This window comes from Arcicella gelida (genome assembly GCF_034931025.1).
Classification (GTDB): domain Bacteria; phylum Bacteroidota; class Bacteroidia; order Cytophagales; family Spirosomataceae; genus Arcicella; species Arcicella gelida.
This window is the reverse complement of sequence record NZ_JAYGIL010000024.1, coordinates 47,240-66,761: the sequence shown is the minus strand read 5'-3', so window position 1 is coordinate 66,761 and position 19,522 is coordinate 47,240. Positions and strand designations below refer to the sequence as shown.

The window sequence follows — 19,522 nt, the reverse complement described above, 5'->3', positions numbered from 1 at the left end:
TTGATGAAATTACTTATTTTAACGTAGATGAAATTGAGATAAAAAAGTTGGGTGAGCTTTTCGTTATTTTATCTCTATTTTTTTTGAATAATCCTTTAAGATGTGAAAGTTTGTGAACATTTCAATATTTATTTGTAAATTTCCACAGTTATCATTTGTTGTTAACAGTCAACATAATTGTCTTTGTCCTCTTTACTATGAAATTATCAAATCTTAATCCAGAAAACTATACAGACCAATTGATGTGGTTGCGGTTTCTTGAAGGGGATAAATTGGCATTTGAAGCCTTGATGAAAGCTAATTTTTCGTCTTTATTTCACTACGGAACGAAGTTTTCTAAGGATAAAGAATTTATTAAAGATTGTATCCAAGATTTATTTTTACAATTGTGGGAAAGGCGTGAACATCTGTCTGATGATATTGCTGTTAAACCCTATTTAATGGCTTCGCTGAGAAGACGTATTCACAGAGCTTCTTTGCAATTACGCTATTCGGACCCTTATACTGAAGCCAATGATATTTTTGATATTGAGTTTTCTATTGAAGAAAAATTTATTCAAGATGAGACAAGTTTGGTATTGACACAACGCATGAAACAAGTTATTGAAACTTTACCAAAAAGACAAAAAGAGGTTATTTATCTTAAATTTTTCCAAGAATTAGAGCGTGAACAAATCGCTCAGATTATGGATATTGCTCCGCAGACTGCTTCCAATCTTCTTCAAATGGCAATTAAGCAACTCAAAAAATACTGGACTACCGAGTTCATTGCCTTGTTGTTCCCCTTTTTGTTCCAATAAAAAGGCTCAAAATAGAATAATTTAATTTTTTTGATATTTTTTTAAATAATTCATGGTATCTGAATACCATTGATGTCTAACGCTATATAGAAAGGTATTATTAAGCTATATGAAAAACTATCGTGACTTCGATACAGAGGACTTTGTTTGGGATATTAATTTCCGTATTTGGGTATTAAGTCCAAACAGAGAAGTGAATACCTTTTGGGAAAAATGGTTGGAAGAAAATCCTGATAAAACAGCTCAGGTAGATAAAGCTAAATCAATTATTCAAGCTTTAGTGATTAAAAACATCACTTTTGAAAATGAAGAAGTAGATGAATTAGTCAGCCAAACCATTGCCAAAATAGATGAGAACGCAAACAGCACAACTAAAAAAATTAAATTGTTCTACACCAAACAAAACCAATGGCTTAAAATAGCAGCACTAGTAATTTTGATTATTGGCGTGACTATTAGTTATCAACAGATTTTACATCATTCTATTCAGCCTAAAGGTGTTTATGAAAAATACGTTGCAGCCAATACCAATCAATTGATAGAAGTAAAGAATGAAAACGAAGTTACTTTACCGATTCAATTAATAGATGGAAGTTTAGTATTGCTTAAAAAAGGAAGTAGAATTAGTTATTCAAAGAATTTTGTTGGTAATACTCGTGAAATATATCTTTCTGGCGAAGCCTTTTTTGAAGTAACTAAAAATCCAGAAAAACCATTTTTGGTTTATGCTAATGGATTAATAACCAAAGTGTTGGGTACAAGTTTTACTATTCGTGCTTATGATAAGGAAAAAGAAGTAACGGTAGAAGTAAAAACAGGCAAAGTATCAGTTTTTGCACAGTCTGATGCGAGAGTAGAGGAAAAAGCTACCAGTAGAGAATTAAAAGGAGTGGTATTGACACCCAACCAAAAAATAGTTTATGCACGTGAAGAGGTAAGAATGGATAAACTATTGGTAGAATTACCAACAATTACCACCAAAAAGAATATCAAACCTCAGTTTGAGTTTGAAGATACACCTGTAAGCGAAGTGCTACAAACCTTAGAAAAAGCTTACAGTATTGATATTGTGTTTGATGAAGAACTATTATCCAATTGCCCATTAACAGCATCATTAACCGACTTACAATTATTCGATAAACTTGACATTATTTGCAAAGGAGTGGAGGCTCGTTACGAAATATTAGACGGACAAATTGTGATTTACAGCAAAGGCTGTAAGTAAAAGAGACCTTAAACTAAATCAATTATAAATTAAACCAATACTATTTAACTCAATGAAAAACTAAAACCCGTCCCCACAAAAAAAAGTCGGCAATGTTCCAGCATTACCGACCTTGAAGTTCCCCTTTTGGTTCCAGCCAATGAACACTTTACAAGGTAAAGTGCGGGAATTGTTTTGCTCAAATTCAACCTAAACAAAACATCTCCAAATGTATGAAAAAAACATTACAAATCCATAAGTTACTACTTACGGCTATGAAAATTACACTCACTCAAGTTTTTCTTGCAATCTGGCTCATGAGCTCAACTTTTGCGAGTAATACTAATGCCCAAAATGTTCTCAATCAAAGAGTAACGTTGCAAGCTCAGGAGTTAGGCATGAGAAGTGTACTAACACAAATTGAAAAGCAAACGGACATTAAGTTTGTATTTAGTTCAAAGCTTATTCAATCCAATCGCAAAATTACAGTTGATTTCCAGAATGCTCAATTATCGAAAATTTTTGATAATCTTTTCAAGCCTTTACACCTTACGTATGAGGTATCTGGAAAAATGGTTATTATCAATCGTTCAGTTGGAAATGCCAATTCTGCCAGTAATCTTCAAGAAAATAATGAAGTATTAAGCATCGAAATTGCTGAACAAACAGTAACTGGTACAGTAACAGACGAAGCAGGGCAAGCATTACCAGGTGTAAATATTCTTATCAAAGGCACGCAAAGAGGTGCTATTACTGATGCAAAAGGGCAGTATAGAATTTCGGTGCCAGACAATAATACGGTATTAATTTTCAGTTCAATTGGTTTCCAAAAAAGAGAAGTTACAGTTGGTGGAAAGTCAGTATTAAACATCACTTTGGCAAACGACACACAGTCGCTTGATGAAGTTGTTGTGGTGGGTTATGGAACTGAGAAAAAAGTAACCGTTACAGGTTCTGTCGTATCAGTAAAAGGTTCAGAAGTTGTGCAATCGCCATCTATCAACGTAAGTAATAGTTTGGTAGGACGTTTACCCGGCTTAGTAGCTGTTACTTCAAGTGGTGAGCCAGGTAATGATGGCTCAACATTGAGAATTAGAGGCGTGAATACTTTAGGAGATAATAATCCTTTAGTGGTAGTTGACGGTGTTCCTGGGCGTTCATTAGAAAGAATTGACCCAAGTACCATCGAAAGCGTAACGATTTTAAAAGATGCTTCAGCCGCTATTTATGGCGCTCAGGCTGCCAATGGTGTTATTTTGGTAACGACGAAACGTGGAAAAAGTGGAAAGCCAACCATTACTTTCAACTTAAACCAAGGTTATGGTCAGCCAACTCGTTTGCCAGCAATGGCAAGTGCGGCTGAATATGCTACCATGTTGAATGAAATAGATACTTATGCTAGTAGAACAGGAAGATTTACTCCTCAGGAAATCCAGAAATTTAGTGATGGTTCAGACCCTTGGCGTTATCCAAATACAGATTGGTTTGGTGCAGTTTTAAAGCCTTGGTCTTTACAAAATTATGCTAACATTGGTATTTCTGGCGGTAGCGAAAACTTCAAATATTTTGTTTCTTTCGGTGCTAAAAGTCAAGATGGTTATTATAAAAATAGCGGGACAAAATATAATCAATACGATTTTAGGAGTAACATTGATGCCAATATTAACAAGTATATCAGTTTTGGTTTTGATGTTTCGGGTAGAATGGAAGATAGAAATTATCCAACTCGTTCTGCTGGAAGTATTTTCAGAATGGTAATGCGTGGAAAACCTAATTTGCCTGCCTATTGGCCAGACGGAACACCTGGTCCAGATATTGAATATGGCGATAACCCAGCTGTGGTAAGTACCGATGCTACTGGTTATGATAAAGACAAATGGTATTACCTGAACAGTAATATGAAATTAAATATTCAGATTCCTTGGGTGAAAGGTTTGTCGCTATTAACAACTGCTAGTATTGATAAAGGCTTACGTTTTGATAAGAAATTTGAAACGCCTTGGTACTTATATTCTTGGGATGGACAAACAGTAGATGCCAGTGGAAAACCTGTGTTAATTAAAGGTAAAAAAGGTTTTGATGATGCTCGTTTAACGGAACAAATGGAGGATAATCATACCATTTTGATGAATGCTTTGTTGAATTATGAAAAAACAATTGGGCAAAATCATTATTTGAAATTCATGGTTGGTACGGAATCTCGTTCTGGACAAATGGATAGATTCTCGGCATATCGTAGATACTTTGTTTCAACGGCATTAGATCAACTTTTTGCGGGTGGAGATTTACAAAAAGATAACAATGGTTCTGCTTCTCAGAATGCTCGTAGAAATTACTTCGGTCGTGTAAATTATAATTTCAAAGAAAAGTATTTGGCTGAATTTGTCTGGCGTTATGATGGTTCGTACATTTTCCCTGCTGATAAAAGATATGGTTTTTTCCCTGGTGTTTCTTTAGGATGGAGACTTTCTGAAGAAGAATTCTGGAAAGATAAAGTGTCATTTATCGAAAACATGAAGTTGCGTGCTTCGTGGGGACAAACTGGTAACGACCGCATTGCAGAATGGCAATACCTTTCTTCTTATGGTTTTTATGCCAACAGCGGAGGCGTTCCTCAGCCCCTTATTTTAGGAATAGACCAAGAGAACAAAACACTTTATGAAACTCGTATTCCTAATTTGAATGTAACTTGGGAAGTAGCCAATCAAGCAAATATTGGTTTTGATATGCAATTGTTGAAAGATAAGCTTTCGTTCTCGGCAGACTATTTTTATAATACCCGTTCACAAATTTTATGGCCAAGAAATGCTTCTGTTCCAACATCAACGGGTTTGACTTTACCAAGCGAAAACATAGGAAAAGTAGCAAACTCTGGTTTTGAATTTGATATTAACTATCATAACAAAGCTGGTGAATTAACTTACCAAATTGGTGCGAACGGAGGTTATTCTAAAAATGAAATTGTATTCTGGGATGAAGCTCCAGGCTCACCAGATTATCAAAAAACTACGGGTTATCCAATTCCTACTGACCCAAGAAACCCTAATGCCGATTTATATTACAATGCGATTGGTATTTTCAAAGACCAAGCTTCGGTTGATTCGTATCCTCATTGGGATAATGCAAGACCAGGCGATGTGATTTTTGAAGATGTAAACAAAGATGGAAAAATTGATGGTAACGACCGTGTCAGAAGTAGAAAAAGTAATATTCCTCGCTTTACGGCAGGTTTTTCAACCAATCTTCGTTACAAACAATTTGACTTAAGTATTTTGTTTCAAGGAGCTTTCGGAGCAACCAATTATATTTCTACAGAATCTGGTGAAATTGGAAACTTCTTAAAAAGTTTTTATGACCAACGTTGGACTTCAGAGAATCCAAATGCTTCAGGTCCTAGAACTTTCAACCGTAGCAATGAATATTGGGTAAGTAACAGAAATACTTATTTCTTGAAAAGTACTGATTATATCCGTTTGAAAAATATTCAATTTGGTTATTCTTTGCCTAAAAAGCTTAGTCAAAAATTAGGTTTAGAAGGTGCAAGAATTTATGTAAGTGGTCTGAATTTATGGACATTGAGTCCAGATTATCAAGACTTTGATCCAGAAATGGGAAGTGGAAGTGGACAAGGTTATCCACTTCAAAAAGTGTTTAACACAGGGCTTTCATTTACATTCTAAATTTCGATTCTTGAAAAGCGAATTATTCTTCAGTTGAACTTTTGTTCACCGAAAGCAATACATAAACATTTAATCAGATGAAAAAAACAATATATATATTATTGACAAGTGTCCTTGTACTTTTTAACACTGTTTCGTGTAAAAATGACCTCGACATTCAACCTTTAGATCAGTTTGCAGAAGATGCCGTATGGAAAGATCCAGCCTTGGTAACGACTTTTGTGAACAATATTTACTTGGGCATTCCACATGGTTTTAGCAATATGATGATGGCATCATTGAGTGATGAATCTATGTATAATGCCGATTTTGGAAGTAGCAACGTTACCAAATGCTTAGTAACAGCCAGTGATTATTCCGTTTGGGATTTCTGGTCTGGAAATCGTTACAAAGGAATGATTTGGCAAAATGTTTACAAATACATTCGTGCTTGTAATCTTTTTCTTGAAAAAATAGAAAGTACTCCATTTGATAATCCTGATACTAAAAAGCGTTTAATTGGCGAAGTATATTTCTTGAGAGCATATTTGTACAATAACCTAGTGTCTGTATATGGTGGAGTGCCAATTATCAAGCAAGCTTATAAATTATCGGATGATTTTACGCCTGCTAGAGATACTTATGAAAACTGTATCAAATTTATTGCTGAAGATTGTGATAAAGCAGCTCAAAATTTATTATTGGTAAATACTGGTGCTGATAAAGGAAGAGCAACGAAGGGAGCAGCCTTGGCATTGAAGGCTAGAGTATTATTACACGCCGCAAGTGATTTATACAATAAAACTCCTACTTGGGCAGGTGGTTTTGCTCATCCTGAATTAATTGGTTATGTGGGTGGCGACCGTAATGCACGTTGGTTAGCTGCTAAAAATGCAGCCAAAGCAGTAATGGATTTAGGAGCGTACAGTATTTACAAAGCTACTCCAGCAGCGGGCGATTCAACCGCCAAAAATTATGGTGAAATGTTTTTAATGAAAGAAAACACAGAAGATATTTTCGTAAGATTCTTTTTGCCTAAAACAGAAGATAGTTGGGATGGTTACAATCCAGGTTTATTCAATAACCCGAATGGCTATCATGGCTGGGGAAGTAATACGCCATTACAGCAGTTAGTCGATGCTTATGAAATGAAAGATGGTTCGAAATTTAGCTGGACGAATACCGAACACGCTAAAAATCCATACAAAAATCGTGACCCACGTTTTTATGCAACCATACTTTATGAAGGAGTTCAGTGGAGAAAGCGACCATCTGATGTAGCCGCTTCTGACCCTAAAGGAGTAATACAAGTAGGTTTTTGGGAAAAGTGGAATGCTTCAACCAATTCTGTAGATGTAATCGCTGGTCTTGATACTCGTAAAGGTCCGATTGAAGATTGGAATGGTACTTATTCTGGATATTATCTACGTAAATTTATCGACCAAACGATTGATGCACAATATGTGAAACAAGATTTGCCTTGGCGTTTTATTAGATATACAGAAGTTGTGCTAAATTATGCCGAAGCTTGTATTGGACTTGGACAAGATGCCGAAGCTCGTCAGTATATTAACATGATTCGTAAAAGAGCAGGAATGCCAGAAGTAACTGAAAGTGGACAAGCATTATTAGAACGGTACAGAAATGAAAGAAGAGTAGAGTTAGCTTTTGAAGACCATCGTTTCTTTGATGTACGTCGTTGGATGATTGCTCCAAATACTTTTGATAATGCCAAAGGAATTGAAATTCGGTATCCACTCAATCCTGATAAAACAACATCAAGTACACCAACTTTCAAAGTTATTGATGTTCAAGATAGAAACTGGAAAGATAGAGCTTACTTTTTGCCCATCAAGTTAGATGAAATGAATAAAAATAAGAATCTCATCCAAAACCCATTATACTAAATTTAAAGTCCCTTTGCTTAATAGGCAAAGGGACTTTTTTTTGATACAAATTTTACAAAAGCTACAGTATTTTATCATCTATCTACAGAATGCCTCATTCCTACGAAAAACGTCTAAAACAAGAATTAGATTGAAACTGTAAATGTATTTTGAAGTAATTTGGCATGGTTTTAGCTAGTTTTCAAAGATTAATACATTAGTTTCGTAGCAGTACTTTACGATGGTAGATGTATCCAAAACATAAAGAATCCTATTTGATAGTATTTACAATCTCTATTTAAAGCATTTTTATGGTATTTTTCAGTTTGATAAAAAAAACTATAGCATTCAATCAAGGTCTGTTGAGTGCCTTTTTTGAAAAAAACATGCTCAGAACTAGCGTTTTTATGAGCATTATTATTTTGTTATTGTATTTTTTATCAATTAATAGCAGTGAAGCATCGTTTAATGAAATAAGATATTTTCGTCCTAATATCCCAAAGTATGTACCTAAAAACGAGTTTGTATCATCTGAAGTAGCTTTGAAATGGGGAGAAATGTCCTTAAAAACAATGAAAAATACACCTGGAGGTTCACCAACTTATGGTTCTCGTTCACTGGGATATTTGGGTTTAACGATGTATGAATGTGTAGTAGCAGGGGACGTAAAGAAAAAATCTTTAATAGGCACATTAAAAGGATTGAACGAATTGCCTAAGCCAGAAAAAGGGCAAGTTTATAATTGGGTGCTTTCATTAAATGCTGGGCAAGCCTTTCTTTTGAAAAAATTATACAAGCAATCTGCTCAAATAAATATTAGTAGAATAGATTCTCTGGAAGAAGCGATATATCAAAATGAGCTTAAAACAACAGATGGAAAAGTAGCCGAGCGTTCTAAATTGTTTGGTCAGGCAATTGCTGAAGCTATTTTTGAATGGTCGAAAACGGATGGAGGACATGAAGGATATAAAAGAAATTTTGATAGTACTTACAAAGTGCCAGTTGGTAAAGGTTTGTGGAAAGCACCAACGAGAGGGCAGTCATCAGTAGCGATGCCATTACATCCACATTGGGGAAAAAACAGAACATTCTCGCCAATGAATAGTGTGCTACCGATTCCTGAAATGATAAAGTATGACTTCAAGCCTGATTCTAAATATTATGCTTACATGTATGAAGTATATACAAAACGAAAAACATTGACCCAAGAGGAAAAAGAAATTGCCAATTGGTGGGGAGACGATCCTTCTCAAACATTTTCACCCCCCGGACACTCGTATAATCTAGCTAATTTAGCGGTAAAAACAGCTAAACCAAATTTGTTCAAAGCGGCTGAAACTTATGCTAAAGTAGGAATGGCAGTGGCTGATGCTTTTATCAATTGTTGGAAAATAAAGTTCATTTTTAATGCTGAAAGACCTTTTTCTTTTATTTATTACAATATAGATAGAAATTGGGATTTGTATTGGCCAGAACCACCATTCCCAGCTTATTATTCGGGTCATGCAGTGCAGAGTGCTGCTACGGCAACAGTATTAACTGAATTATATGGACCAAGTTTTAAATTTATAGATGATTCACACGTTGGCAGACCAAGAGATGAAGAAAGGTCGGTAGAATATAAAGCAAGGAGTTTTAATTCATTTTGGGCTGCTGCTGAAGAATCTGCTATGTCACGTTTGTATGGAGGCATTCATACTCGTCAAGATAATGAAGTGGGGTTAGTAGAAGGAAAGAAAATAGGTAAAAATATCAATTCATTACCTTGGAATATAATCAAAAAATAAGCTTTAACTGTATTAATAAAACATATTGAAGGAACAAATACAATCGTAAAATGATGAAAAATCTTAACTCATGGTTAATAAAAGTGTTCAAAACTTTGTTTGACCTTTGTCTATCAATAAAAATGATTGGCATATTTTTCCGACGAAACATAAATAGTCTAGTTATGATAATGTCTTTATTTTCATCAGAAAGAATGCCAACAATGCGTGCATTTAGAAATATCTCGAGCTTTTTTATGTTGTTGTGTTTGAGTTTTTCTTCACTACATCTGAAAGCTCAGAATTCTCCAGTTGGTTGTGATAAAACTTACATGATTGTTGGGGTTGTTCCAGTTTCGGGAGATAAAGCTCTAACTCGTTCAGAAGTATTTGAATTTGGTAATGGTAATACGAGTAATCCAAATGCAGGAGCAATAGCATGTTCAATTCAAGGCGGTGGAGCAGAAGGCATCGTTGTAGATCCAGACAAAAATATTGCCTACATGGCTACTTGCTGTAACCAATCAGAGATTGTAATTTATGATTTTGCAAAAGGAGTTTTTTTAGCTCCTATACCAATACCTGGTGAAGATTTATTAGATCTTGCCATGTCTCCAGATAAAAGCTTTTTATATGTTACAAGCTACAACGGAATATCAAAAGTAAGTACTATCACTAATTCTGTGGTAAATTATTATGAATCGCCAAGTTTCAATAACAAAACTGCTGGATTATGGGGAATTGCAATTCATCCGACTACAGGGAAAGTATATGTAAGTAAAAACTGGAATATAACTGGTGAAACAAGTACAATTGAATATGTAGATCAAAGCCTCTCAGGTCCAGCAACTCTAATAGCGACAGCTCCATCTGGTTTTAATTATAGAGGGATAAACTTTGCTAATGATGGTAGTCTTTGGGCAATTTTGGCAAGTGATGCTTTAAATATACCTGATCGTTTGGTTCATTATAATAGTTTAACAGGTGCTGTAATTGAGTCTTTTGAATTTCCAAGACCTACTTTAAACGCAGGTATAACAAGTGGTGCTGTAGATGCTTTTGATTTAGCTTTTGGGCCTGATGGAAATCTGTATATTACAAGTTATAAGGGTGATTGTGTTACAAAGTTTGATTTAACCACTAAAGGATTTAGCACTTTTATTCCTTATCATCCTGGGGTACAGGGTAAATCTATTGCATTTGTTTGTGGTAATTTAAAATGTAACGATTGTGATGCTCCTGCTGTAACTACTAATGATATTACTACCACCCTCGGTACTTGTACTAACTTTATACCAAATAACAACGGAACGGCAACACTCTCAAACCTTGTTTACAATGCTACCAAAATAATTGAAGCTACGATCAAAGAAGGTGAAACATTTGGGACGAACCCTATCTTTGGAGCAGGAGCGAACTTAGCATTAGCTCCAGGAGCAACATCTTTAACTTTTACTGGTTTAAAACCTGCCACTAAATATACTATTCGTATTTGGAGTGGCTCAGATGTATGTTTTAATGATGTTACTTTTACAACTCCTGCCTTTAGTTCAAAAGTGTCAAGTTCAACAGGTGCTGTACTTTGTGGACCAGGAATTACTTCATTGACGGCTACTTGTGCTGTTGGAGTTCCTCAGTGGTATAATTCACAGACATCTAATACAGTAATAGGTGTTGGAAATAGTTTTTCATTCAATGCCTCTTCTACTATTACTTTTTTTGTAGGTTGTAAGCCAATTGAAAATAGCTGTGGAGTATTTCCAGAAAATCGTACTGCTGTAACGATTTCAGTCAATACTACTCCAGCTGCTCCTTCACAAGCGACGGTGGCTGGGGGCTTAGTCTGTGGTGCTGGTAGCCTTGGCTTAAGAGCAACATGTGCCGCTGGGTTTGTGCCAGTATGGTATGACTCACAGATTTCATCTACAGTTTTGCATACAGGAAGTCCATTCAATGTACCAGTAACTGCTACTAAAACATATTTTGTTGCTTGTAAAGACTTACTTAGTGGTTGTGAATCGCCTGCGGGAAGTAGAACTTCAGCAACTGCTACCTTTAGTACAGTGCCTAATCCAGTAATTACCACTTCTACTTCGCCTGTTTGTGCTGGTACGAATGTTACGCTTTCTGTTACTCCAACTACTGCTACTTATGCTTGGACAGGACCAAATGGCTTTACGTCATCATTACAAAATATACCGCTTAATAATATTCAAGCAGCTCAAGGAGGAATTTATAGTGTTGAGGTAAGTAATGGTTTATGTTCAGCTAGTACATTGATTAATGTTGTTGTTTTTGACAGACCACTGGGAATAACTGCTACTGCTACAAATTCTACTTGCGACCAAGATTTGGTAAAAAATGATGGAACAATAAAACTTGCAGGCTTTGGTTCAAATTTAAGATATGATATTAGTGCGGGAGCTACTTATACTGGCGGAAAATTGTATGCTACTTCAACGGCAATACCAACAGATGGTGTGCTTAGAACTGATGTTCCTAATCCAACGATTGTTCTTCAGCAATATACAGTTCGAGTATTCAATGCCAATGATTGTTTTACAGATCATGTAGTTACTATTCAGCAAGTTGTTTGTGATTGTGGTGTGGCAAGATGTATTCCATATACAATTATTAAAACAAAAACAGCGACTAAAAAAGGTTTGATTAAAACCACAAGTTTAAATTCAGGAACTACTCCACCTACAATAATTCCACCTACAACTACGCCATCGCCGAGTAATAAGATTACAATCCAAAACTCAAATGGAGATAAGGTATTTTTAAATACTAATGATTTGAAAGAAGCAGAGGATTGGCTAACAATTAATCCAATAACGGAGGATATTATAGTTCAATTTAATACTTCTGATACTTATTTGCTAGAAAATACATTTGCACCAAAATATGCAAATGGAACAAACAGAGTTACGTTTCAAGGAGCAACTGGAGTAAGACCTATTTTTGATGCACAGAAAAAATCCGCATCTGTTTGGAGATGTGAACGGGATTATACCACACTAAAAAATATTGAATTAAGAAATGCTGATATTGATGATGCTGGTGGTGCAATTATCCGTGCGGATAGTAGAACTAACATGAAGTTCTTAGACATCATAGTAAACTTTGGCTTTTGTGTGATGAGGGCTACGACTGGAGTTTCTAATTTAGAAATTGACGGATTTGTCGTTAGAAATGTAACTGCTGGTTCTTTTCGTATTAATGGTGAAAATGGTTTGAGTAATGGAAATATTAGTATCAAGAATATTAAGTTTGACCACAGTACTGGGCAGGGAGGGAGTATTATTGGAACAACCCATGGATATTCTCCTTCTTTAGTATTAAAGTTTAATAAGAATTGGGTCATTGAGAATATAGGTTCTGTGAATGGTGACATGCTCTTTGATTTAGGAATTATAGAACAGTCTGAAGATATTAAGTTTAAAAACGTCCGTGGTTTATTGATGTATTTCCAAAATAATAAAAATATTAGTCTTACGAATTGTTATTTACCATCTGAAAGTAATCAACAAAGTAGTTATATGAGTGAGGTTGATGGTATTGATATTATTCATAGTCAGATTAAATTTTCAAAAATTTATTTATGCTCAAATTTTAGAAAAATTAGAGGAAGTATATTTTTAGAGGGTTTGAGAGGTGACTTATATGCAGCTAAAGATGTACCAGTAATAGAAGATAATAATCTTATCGTAGAATATACTAGTGGAAGATATATAGACTTTGACTTTATAGATGGAAGTCCAAATTTTAGCATTAATGATTCAAATTTAGCTACTTATCAATCATCAAAAGGACAAAATACTTTATTTGTTCCGTTAGCGAATAAAGCACAAGTAAGTTTTAATACGTCTGGTTCATTGAGTAGTAGTTCTGTTGGTAAAGGAATGATTCCAACAATTATTGAACAAGTATCAGATGATGTTAATGGCGTTTCTAGAACATTTCCAACTGATGTTGGTCCATTTAGTGGATTAACAGTAGAATAGTTTTTAATTTTAGTTTTACGAATATAATATTCTACCCAATATTTGAGAGTACTCGATATTGGAAATTACTAAAAATCCTTTCACAGTTCAAATCTCAATTCATAAGGTAACAAATCCATACCAAAATTCCCTGCAAAAGCATCGTTCCGTCCAAAATTCCATAATGATAAAACGACCATTTTTGAAGGCTTTTACTGTTTAAAAAGAACAAAGTACTGATTGCTGAAAGTACAAAAGCAAGTAAAATGAAGGAAGCAGAATCGTAATAATGCAGAAGACTGATAATCAGAAACAGCATTGTTAAAACATTGGCTAAAACCATAGATTTTTTAACACCAATTATCAATGGAATTGTTTTGAGACCAGATTGTTCATCGCCTCGCATATCCCGAATATCAAATGGAATCGTTATGGCAAAAACGAATAAAAACCTTTCTAATAGCATCAGTCCAACGTGAACAAAATCAATGCTTTTCCCTGATTGAACAATTGGCAAAATAATCGTTGTAGCCGACCAAACAATAGAAATTAGAAAGATTTTCAAAAAAGGAATTTCTCTTAATCTGAATAAATACTTTTGATTTTTAAAGATGGGCAAAGAATAAAAAAACGTAATTAAAGCAAAAGGAGAAAGCGTAATTAATACTTCTTTCTTGGCTAAACAAACGGCAACAATAAAGCCAATTACCGAAAATCCTACCAAAGCATAAAATAGTTTCAAATACTCTTTTAACCATTTATGTTTATCACTATTCAATGCTTCTTTATTAGTTAGAACTGTAACGAGTCGATGCAAATTATAGTCGAACAGCGTAGCAAAAAAGATGATGAATAAATAAGGATGCCATTGCGGAGGCATCCCTAATTGCAATTGTGTCTCTACCGTTAAAGCCACAGCGGCTAACGAAATATAAATATTGGTATTGATTAAAAAATGAATGAATTTCAAGGTTTAATTTCTCGTATATTTTAAAGTAAAGACATTGGAAATATCTATTTTCAAATTAGCACATCTTCAAATTTTCAAATTAAAGTGTTAACAAACCAAAATCTTGCAAATTATTCACGGGTTTATTGAACCAAAATAATTCAAAATCTTCTAATCCAGCTTTTTCGTAATGTGTTTTTATATCTTGAAAAGTATAAACTTTGTTATTTGAAACTGAAATTTCTTTTAAAATTTCAACTAACCATTCGCCCTGTTTTTGTTCGACAGAAATACTGAAACTTTCTTTTTTATCGTGAAAAGATAAGTTGAGCAGATTCAATACTCTTCCTTTTTGATTTTTAGTAATCAGTTTCGTAAACGGTTTTGTTCCCAACCAAACTATTTTACTGCTTGGTTTTAAACTATAATCATCTTCCCGATTGATGGCTTGCTCAATATAATTTCTTGGAATTTTTGTTTTAGGTACTTTAAAATCAAACCACTGGCTCAGGTTCATATCAAAGCCAATTCCGTGCATAAAATTGAAGAGTGATTTCTTTAAACTATCGCTAAATAAACTATGGTCAGTTCCTGTTGGGTCAAGGTGAAAAATATCGTTATTGGCAAAAGTACCAATTTTAGCACTTTCTTTTTGTACTTTAAATTGTTCTGGATACATCCCGACGGGACTATGAGCTGTCATCGCAAATTGATGCCAAAAGCCTGATTGCAAAATCCCTAATTCAAACATTTGGCGTACCATTTCCAAAGAATCAATCGTTTCCTGAGCTGTTTGTGTGGGAAATCCATACATTAAATATGAATGCACCATAATGCCTGCTTCGGTAAAATTGCGGGTTACTCTTGCTACTTGTGCTACTGTTACGCCTTTTTGGATTAGTTCTAAAAGTCTGTCAGAAGCTACTTCCAAACCACCAGAAACGGCTATACAACCCGACGCTTTCAGTAATAAACATAAATCTGCGGTAAAACTTTTTTCAAAACGAATATTTGTCCACCAAGTAACAGTCAGTTTTCTTCTGATAATTTCTAAAGCCAAGGAACGCATCAACGCTGGCGGAGCGGCTTCATCCACAAAATGAAAACCATTCTGTCCTGTCTGAGCCATCATTTCTTCCATTCTATCACAAAGAATTTTGGCAGAAATCGGTTCGTAAAGTTTGATATAATCTAAAGAAATATCACAAAAAGTACATTTGCCCCAATAGCAACCATGTGCCATCGTGAGCTTATTCCAACGTCCATCACTCCACATTCTGTGCATCGGATTGACGATTTCAATGACAGAAATGTAATGGTCTAAAGGCAAATCTGCATAATCAGGCGTACCTACTGCCGACTGTTTATAATCGTGCGTTTGGCTATGGTTGATGTACTTTACTTGTTTATCTACCAAAGTAAAAGTACGTTTTAATTCTTCAAGTTTTCGCTTTCCCTCCAAATGTTCAAGCAAATTTTCGAGCGGAGCTTCACCATCATCTAAAGTGATAAAATCAAAAAACTCAAATACTCTTTCATCCGAAAGTGAACGTAATTCAGTGTTTGGGAAACCTCCGCCCATCGCTACTTTTACAGCTGGAAAGTGTTTTTTTATCCATTGTCCGCAACGAAAAGCACTGTATAAATTGCCGGGAAAAGGAACAGTAATCGCTACCAAAGTAGGATTTACTTCCTGCATTTTAGATGCTAGAATCTTGATGAGTAATTCATCAATGAAAGTATAATCTTGCGATAAAGCTTCATGAAGTTCATCAAAACTATTAGCAGAACGCCCCAAACGCTCGGCATAGCGACTAAAACCAAAATGTGAATCCACACATTCAACAATCAAATCAGAAATATCTTCGAGATAAAGCGTAGCAAAGTGCTTGGCTTTGTCTTGCGTTCCCATCGTTCCAAAAGCCCATTCTAATTCTTCTAATTGAGCAAAGCGACTGGCTTCTGGCAAAAAATCTTCTTGACAAATCAGATGCGATAAAGTAGGATTTTTGCCTTGTAAGAAAAGCATCACCGCATCAATCGTGTGAATATAATGTTCTTTGAGGGCTACAATTCTTTGGGCATTTTCTGATAATTCTTGTTCCTGACTTTCAATTTGGGCAAATAAATTTAGAAGACCTTCTTTAGAAAAAAGGCTTAAAATTACTTCAATTCCCAAATCAGCCTGATAGGAAAGTATATTTTTAGTATTCAAAAACCCCTTGATATAAGCCGTAGCTGGATACGGCGTATTCAGTTGCGTAAACGGCGGGGTTATTAGAAAGACTTTTTGAGTGTTCAATGGTTGGTTAATTTTGGGGAAGGACTAAAAGAAATTGGACTTTAAGACTTTAGGATTGGAAGACTTCTCGAAAACTTTATTTTCTTTTCCTAAAGTCCCCCAGTCCTAAATTCCACAAATCCACTTAAAAAAACCTATCTCGCCACTTCAATTTTATACTTCTTCCCTTTCATTTTTTCATCACGAATGGTTTGGAGTAATTCTTTTACTTTTTCTTTTTTTACGGCGGCGAATGAAGTGAAATCTTTTACTTCTATTAGTCCTAAATCACCTTTTTCGAGTTTGCCTTTTTGTGAAAAGAAACCTACAATATCAACTTTATTCAATTTATTTTTCTTGCCTCCGCTGATGTAAATCGTTAAAAAATCTGGTGGCTTTGGCAAAGGATTATTTTCTGATAACTCCAATTCTTCTAAATTATCATCTACATAAGCTGGACGATGTTCGTTGCGTTGGAAAATTAAATACGAAGTTCCTTGTGCATTCATACGTGCCGTTCTACCGTTTCTATGAATAAATTCGTGGGCTTGCAATGGCAAATGATAATGAATTACGTGCTTCATTTCTGGAATATCCAAACCACGAGCTGCCAAATCTGTCGTGACCAAATAACGAACACTTCCATTTCTGAACTGAATCAACGCTCGTTCTCGGTCGTCTTGGTCCATTCCGCCATGATAGAAAATCGCATAAATGCCCATGTCTTGCAATAGTTCACAAGTACGTTCTGCGGCATCTCTGTGGTTCAGGAAAATGATAGCAGATTCAGAATTTAAAGAGCAAAGTAAGTTGAACAAAGCATCTATTTTATCTTTTTGTTCTGAAATCACTACTTTCATTACTAAGCCTTCTGCTACTTTATCTTCTGGAATAAAATTCAATAAAGTTGGCGAAGAAACGCCTGTAAATTCTGGAATTTTAATGCCTTTTGTAGCAGAAACTAATACTCTTTTGTTGAGTTTGCGTAAACCGCCAATGATAAATGACATTTGGTCATGAAAACCTAAATCTAAAGATTTATCGAATTCATCCAATACCAAAGTTTTGATACCATCCAAATTAAAAGACCTACGAGTAATATGGTCGGCAATTCGTCCAGGTGTACCGATAAGTACTGCTGGAGGGTTGCTTAGATTTTTGATTTCAGTAGCAACATCATGTCCGCCATAACATACATTTACTTTATAACCTGTGGACATTTTCTTCCAAACTTGTTCGATTTGCGAAGCCAATTCACGAGAAGGCGTAAGAATTAAACACTGTACAAAAGGTACATCGGGCTTTAATAATTGTAGAATCGGCAATAAAAAACCAATGGTTTTTCCTGAACCTGTAGGAGAAATTAAAAGTACGTTGCTGTCTTCTGAAATGGCTTTTAAAGCCGCTTCTTGCATCGGATTTAAAGTTTCAATCCCTAAGTTTTGAAGGATTTGTGCTGTTGTTTGATTGGTTTCCATAGCACAAAGGTAAAACAAAATATCTGTTTAATTGGGCTTAATGGATTTTTGAAGAACTGGGTGAAAAGGCTTGTCTGAAAAAGACGTTTACGAAACATATTTTATCTGATGCAAGTGATAAAATATGTCTCGGATGAGATGTTTTGTGTCATCGAAGAGATATTTTATGTCTTCGGAGTATTGTTTTATCTGATGCGAGAGATAAAATATGTTTCTGATGAGATGTTTTGTGTCATGGAAGAGATAAAAAGTGATTCTTGAGAGATATTATCTGTCATCGACGAGATATTTGAAGTCTTCGGAATATTATTTTATCTCATGCGAGAGATAAAATATCTTTACGCAAAATGTTCACGAGCTACTTGCCAAATGATTTTGGTTTCAATCGGCATGATGCCTTTTTGTTGTTGCTGAATAGAAATATCTGCAATGATTTTCCAATGATGAGCTAAATCTCTGTAGGCATTCCAAACGGTGTTTTTCGGGTCGTAGATATGTCCCGGTTCAGAACTTACTCCGTTCAATTCCATGATTCGGATATTTTTTCCTTCATATAAATCTTCGATTGACTTTACTTTCATATCGAATCTTCCATAATGAAAACCCTCAATTGGCAAAGCAATTTTATCAAATACTTGATTTAGTTTTTCATTGATTAAGAAATTGTTATCTAAGAATTTTGTGCCTCTGCAATGATTCCCTATCGGTTCTAATAATCGTTTTTCTCCTGCTGGAATTACTTCATGAATCTTTTCTCCCAAACGTAAACGCATCGTTTCAAGCTGAAATCTAGCACGAGTATTGGCTTGCATTAATGCTTCAATACTAGATTTTCCATCACCTATTACCGACAAAAACTCTTTCCGTGTAATCGAACTTACTTGTCCTTTTGATTGATTGGGATAACGATAATAGAGTACGCCCAATTCAATCTCAAAAGTGATAAATTCTTGAATGATAAAATCCTCTTGAAGGTTTTGTAAGTATTTTTCTAGCGTAATTTTGTCGATAATCTTTTCTACTTGCGAGCCTCTTTCACCTACATTGGGTTTACAAATAATCGGAAAGTCAAGCTTGTTTTCTTTTAGCTTTTCAAGAATTATAGCTAATGAAGTTTCTTTTTTTACAAAGAAATAAGTTGGTAAAAAGTCCGAAGGAATCTGTTTTAGAATATCAATTTTACTTTCGCCAAAGAAACCGCCATAATCAATACAAGGGTCAGCATTGGTAAAAAAAGTAAGTGAACGTGTACGAGTGGCTTGATACAACCAATAGGGGAGAAGCGGAATGTAAAACATCCACCACGTCCAATATTCAAAATGCGTAAGTTTAATGAGCCAGAGCGGTAATTGTAATTTGTTCATGTTGCAAACTTACGGAGAATTGGGAAATGGTGGATGTCGGGAATCAGACAGTTTTTTTGATTTGGGATTTGTGATGTTGGATTTCGGATTTTCAGTTAATCAATAATTACTAACTATTAATTCTCTGATTTTACCTGAAACGGCAAAGC

The 19,522-nt window shown here is 35.0% G+C and carries 10 protein-coding genes; 6 read left to right on the top strand and 4 right to left on the bottom strand.

The window, feature by feature from the left end:
• Positions 1-197: 197 nt before the first annotated feature.
• The 6 genes from VB776_RS17475 (at position 198) to VB776_RS17450 (ending at position 13,322) form a co-directional block, all read left to right on the top strand.
• Complete coding sequence (locus VB776_RS17475; protein ID WP_323698164.1) at positions 198-800, top strand: RNA polymerase sigma factor; 603 nt, start codon at positions 198-200, stop codon at positions 798-800.
• 109 nt (positions 801-909) lie between these two features.
• A complete protein-coding gene (locus VB776_RS17470) occupies positions 910-2,025 on the top strand; it encodes a FecR family protein (protein WP_323698163.1) in 1,116 nt (371 codons plus the stop codon).
• Between the two features lie 296 nt (positions 2,026-2,321).
• The gene (locus tag VB776_RS17465) at positions 2,322-5,684 is read left to right on the top strand and encodes a TonB-dependent receptor (RefSeq protein WP_323698162.1); all 3,363 of its coding nucleotides are present in this window, start codon (positions 2,322-2,324) and stop codon (positions 5,682-5,684) included.
• A 77-nt stretch (positions 5,685-5,761) separates the two neighbouring features.
• Positions 5,762-7,570, top strand: a complete 1,809-nt coding sequence (locus tag VB776_RS17460; RefSeq protein WP_323698161.1) for a RagB/SusD family nutrient uptake outer membrane protein — start codon at positions 5,762-5,764, stop codon at positions 7,568-7,570.
• A 386-nt stretch (positions 7,571-7,956) separates the two neighbouring features.
• The gene (locus tag VB776_RS17455; protein ID WP_323698160.1) at positions 7,957-9,336 is read left to right on the top strand and encodes a phosphatase PAP2 family protein; all 1,380 of its coding nucleotides are present in this window, start codon (positions 7,957-7,959) and stop codon (positions 9,334-9,336) included.
• Positions 9,337-9,500: 164 nt separating this feature from the next.
• Complete coding sequence (locus tag VB776_RS17450; RefSeq protein ID WP_323698159.1) at positions 9,501-13,322, top strand: Ig-like domain-containing protein; 3,822 nt, start codon at positions 9,501-9,503, stop codon at positions 13,320-13,322.
• A gap of 94 nt (positions 13,323-13,416) precedes the next feature.
• On the opposite strand, the gene VB776_RS17445 is transcribed toward VB776_RS17450, so the two are convergent.
• From VB776_RS17445 to VB776_RS17430, 4 genes are all read right to left on the bottom strand, one after another.
• Complete coding sequence (locus VB776_RS17445; RefSeq protein WP_323698158.1) at positions 13,417-14,271, bottom strand: UbiA family prenyltransferase; 855 nt, start codon at positions 14,269-14,271, stop codon at positions 13,417-13,419.
• A 79-nt stretch (positions 14,272-14,350) separates the two neighbouring features.
• Positions 14,351-16,552, bottom strand: a complete 2,202-nt coding sequence (locus tag VB776_RS17440) for a B12-binding domain-containing radical SAM protein (protein WP_323698157.1) — start codon at positions 16,550-16,552, stop codon at positions 14,351-14,353.
• A gap of 134 nt (positions 16,553-16,686) precedes the next feature.
• Entirely contained in the window at positions 16,687-18,009 is a 1,323-nt protein-coding gene (locus VB776_RS17435) for a DEAD/DEAH box helicase (RefSeq protein ID WP_323698156.1), read from the bottom strand.
• Between the two features lie 338 nt (positions 18,010-18,347).
• Positions 18,348-19,373, bottom strand: coding sequence for an ATP-grasp domain-containing protein (locus VB776_RS17430; RefSeq protein ID WP_323698155.1), 1,026 nt, complete (start codon positions 19,371-19,373; stop codon positions 18,348-18,350).
• Between the last annotated feature and the right edge of the window lie 149 nt (positions 19,374-19,522).

Bases quoted from the DNA above. Each gene is read 5' to 3' on its own strand.
- VB776_RS17430 (WP_323698155.1), bottom strand. From the start codon at position 19,373: ATGAACAAATTACAATTACCGCTCTGGCTCATTAAACTTACGCATTTT.
- VB776_RS17435 (WP_323698156.1), bottom strand. From the start codon at position 18,009: ATGGAAACCAATCAAACAACAGCACAAATCCTTCAAAACTTAGGGATT.
- VB776_RS17460 (WP_323698161.1), top strand. From the start codon at position 5,762: ATGAAAAAAACAATATATATATTATTGACAAGTGTCCTTGTACTTTTT.
- VB776_RS17450 (WP_323698159.1), top strand. From the start codon at position 9,501: ATGATAATGTCTTTATTTTCATCAGAAAGAATGCCAACAATGCGTGCA.
- VB776_RS17465 (WP_323698162.1), top strand. From the start codon at position 2,322: ATGAGCTCAACTTTTGCGAGTAATACTAATGCCCAAAATGTTCTCAAT.
- VB776_RS17470 (WP_323698163.1), top strand. From the start codon at position 910: ATGAAAAACTATCGTGACTTCGATACAGAGGACTTTGTTTGGGATATT.
- VB776_RS17455 (WP_323698160.1), top strand. From the start codon at position 7,957: ATGAGCATTATTATTTTGTTATTGTATTTTTTATCAATTAATAGCAGT.
- VB776_RS17475 (WP_323698164.1), top strand. From the start codon at position 198: ATGAAATTATCAAATCTTAATCCAGAAAACTATACAGACCAATTGATG.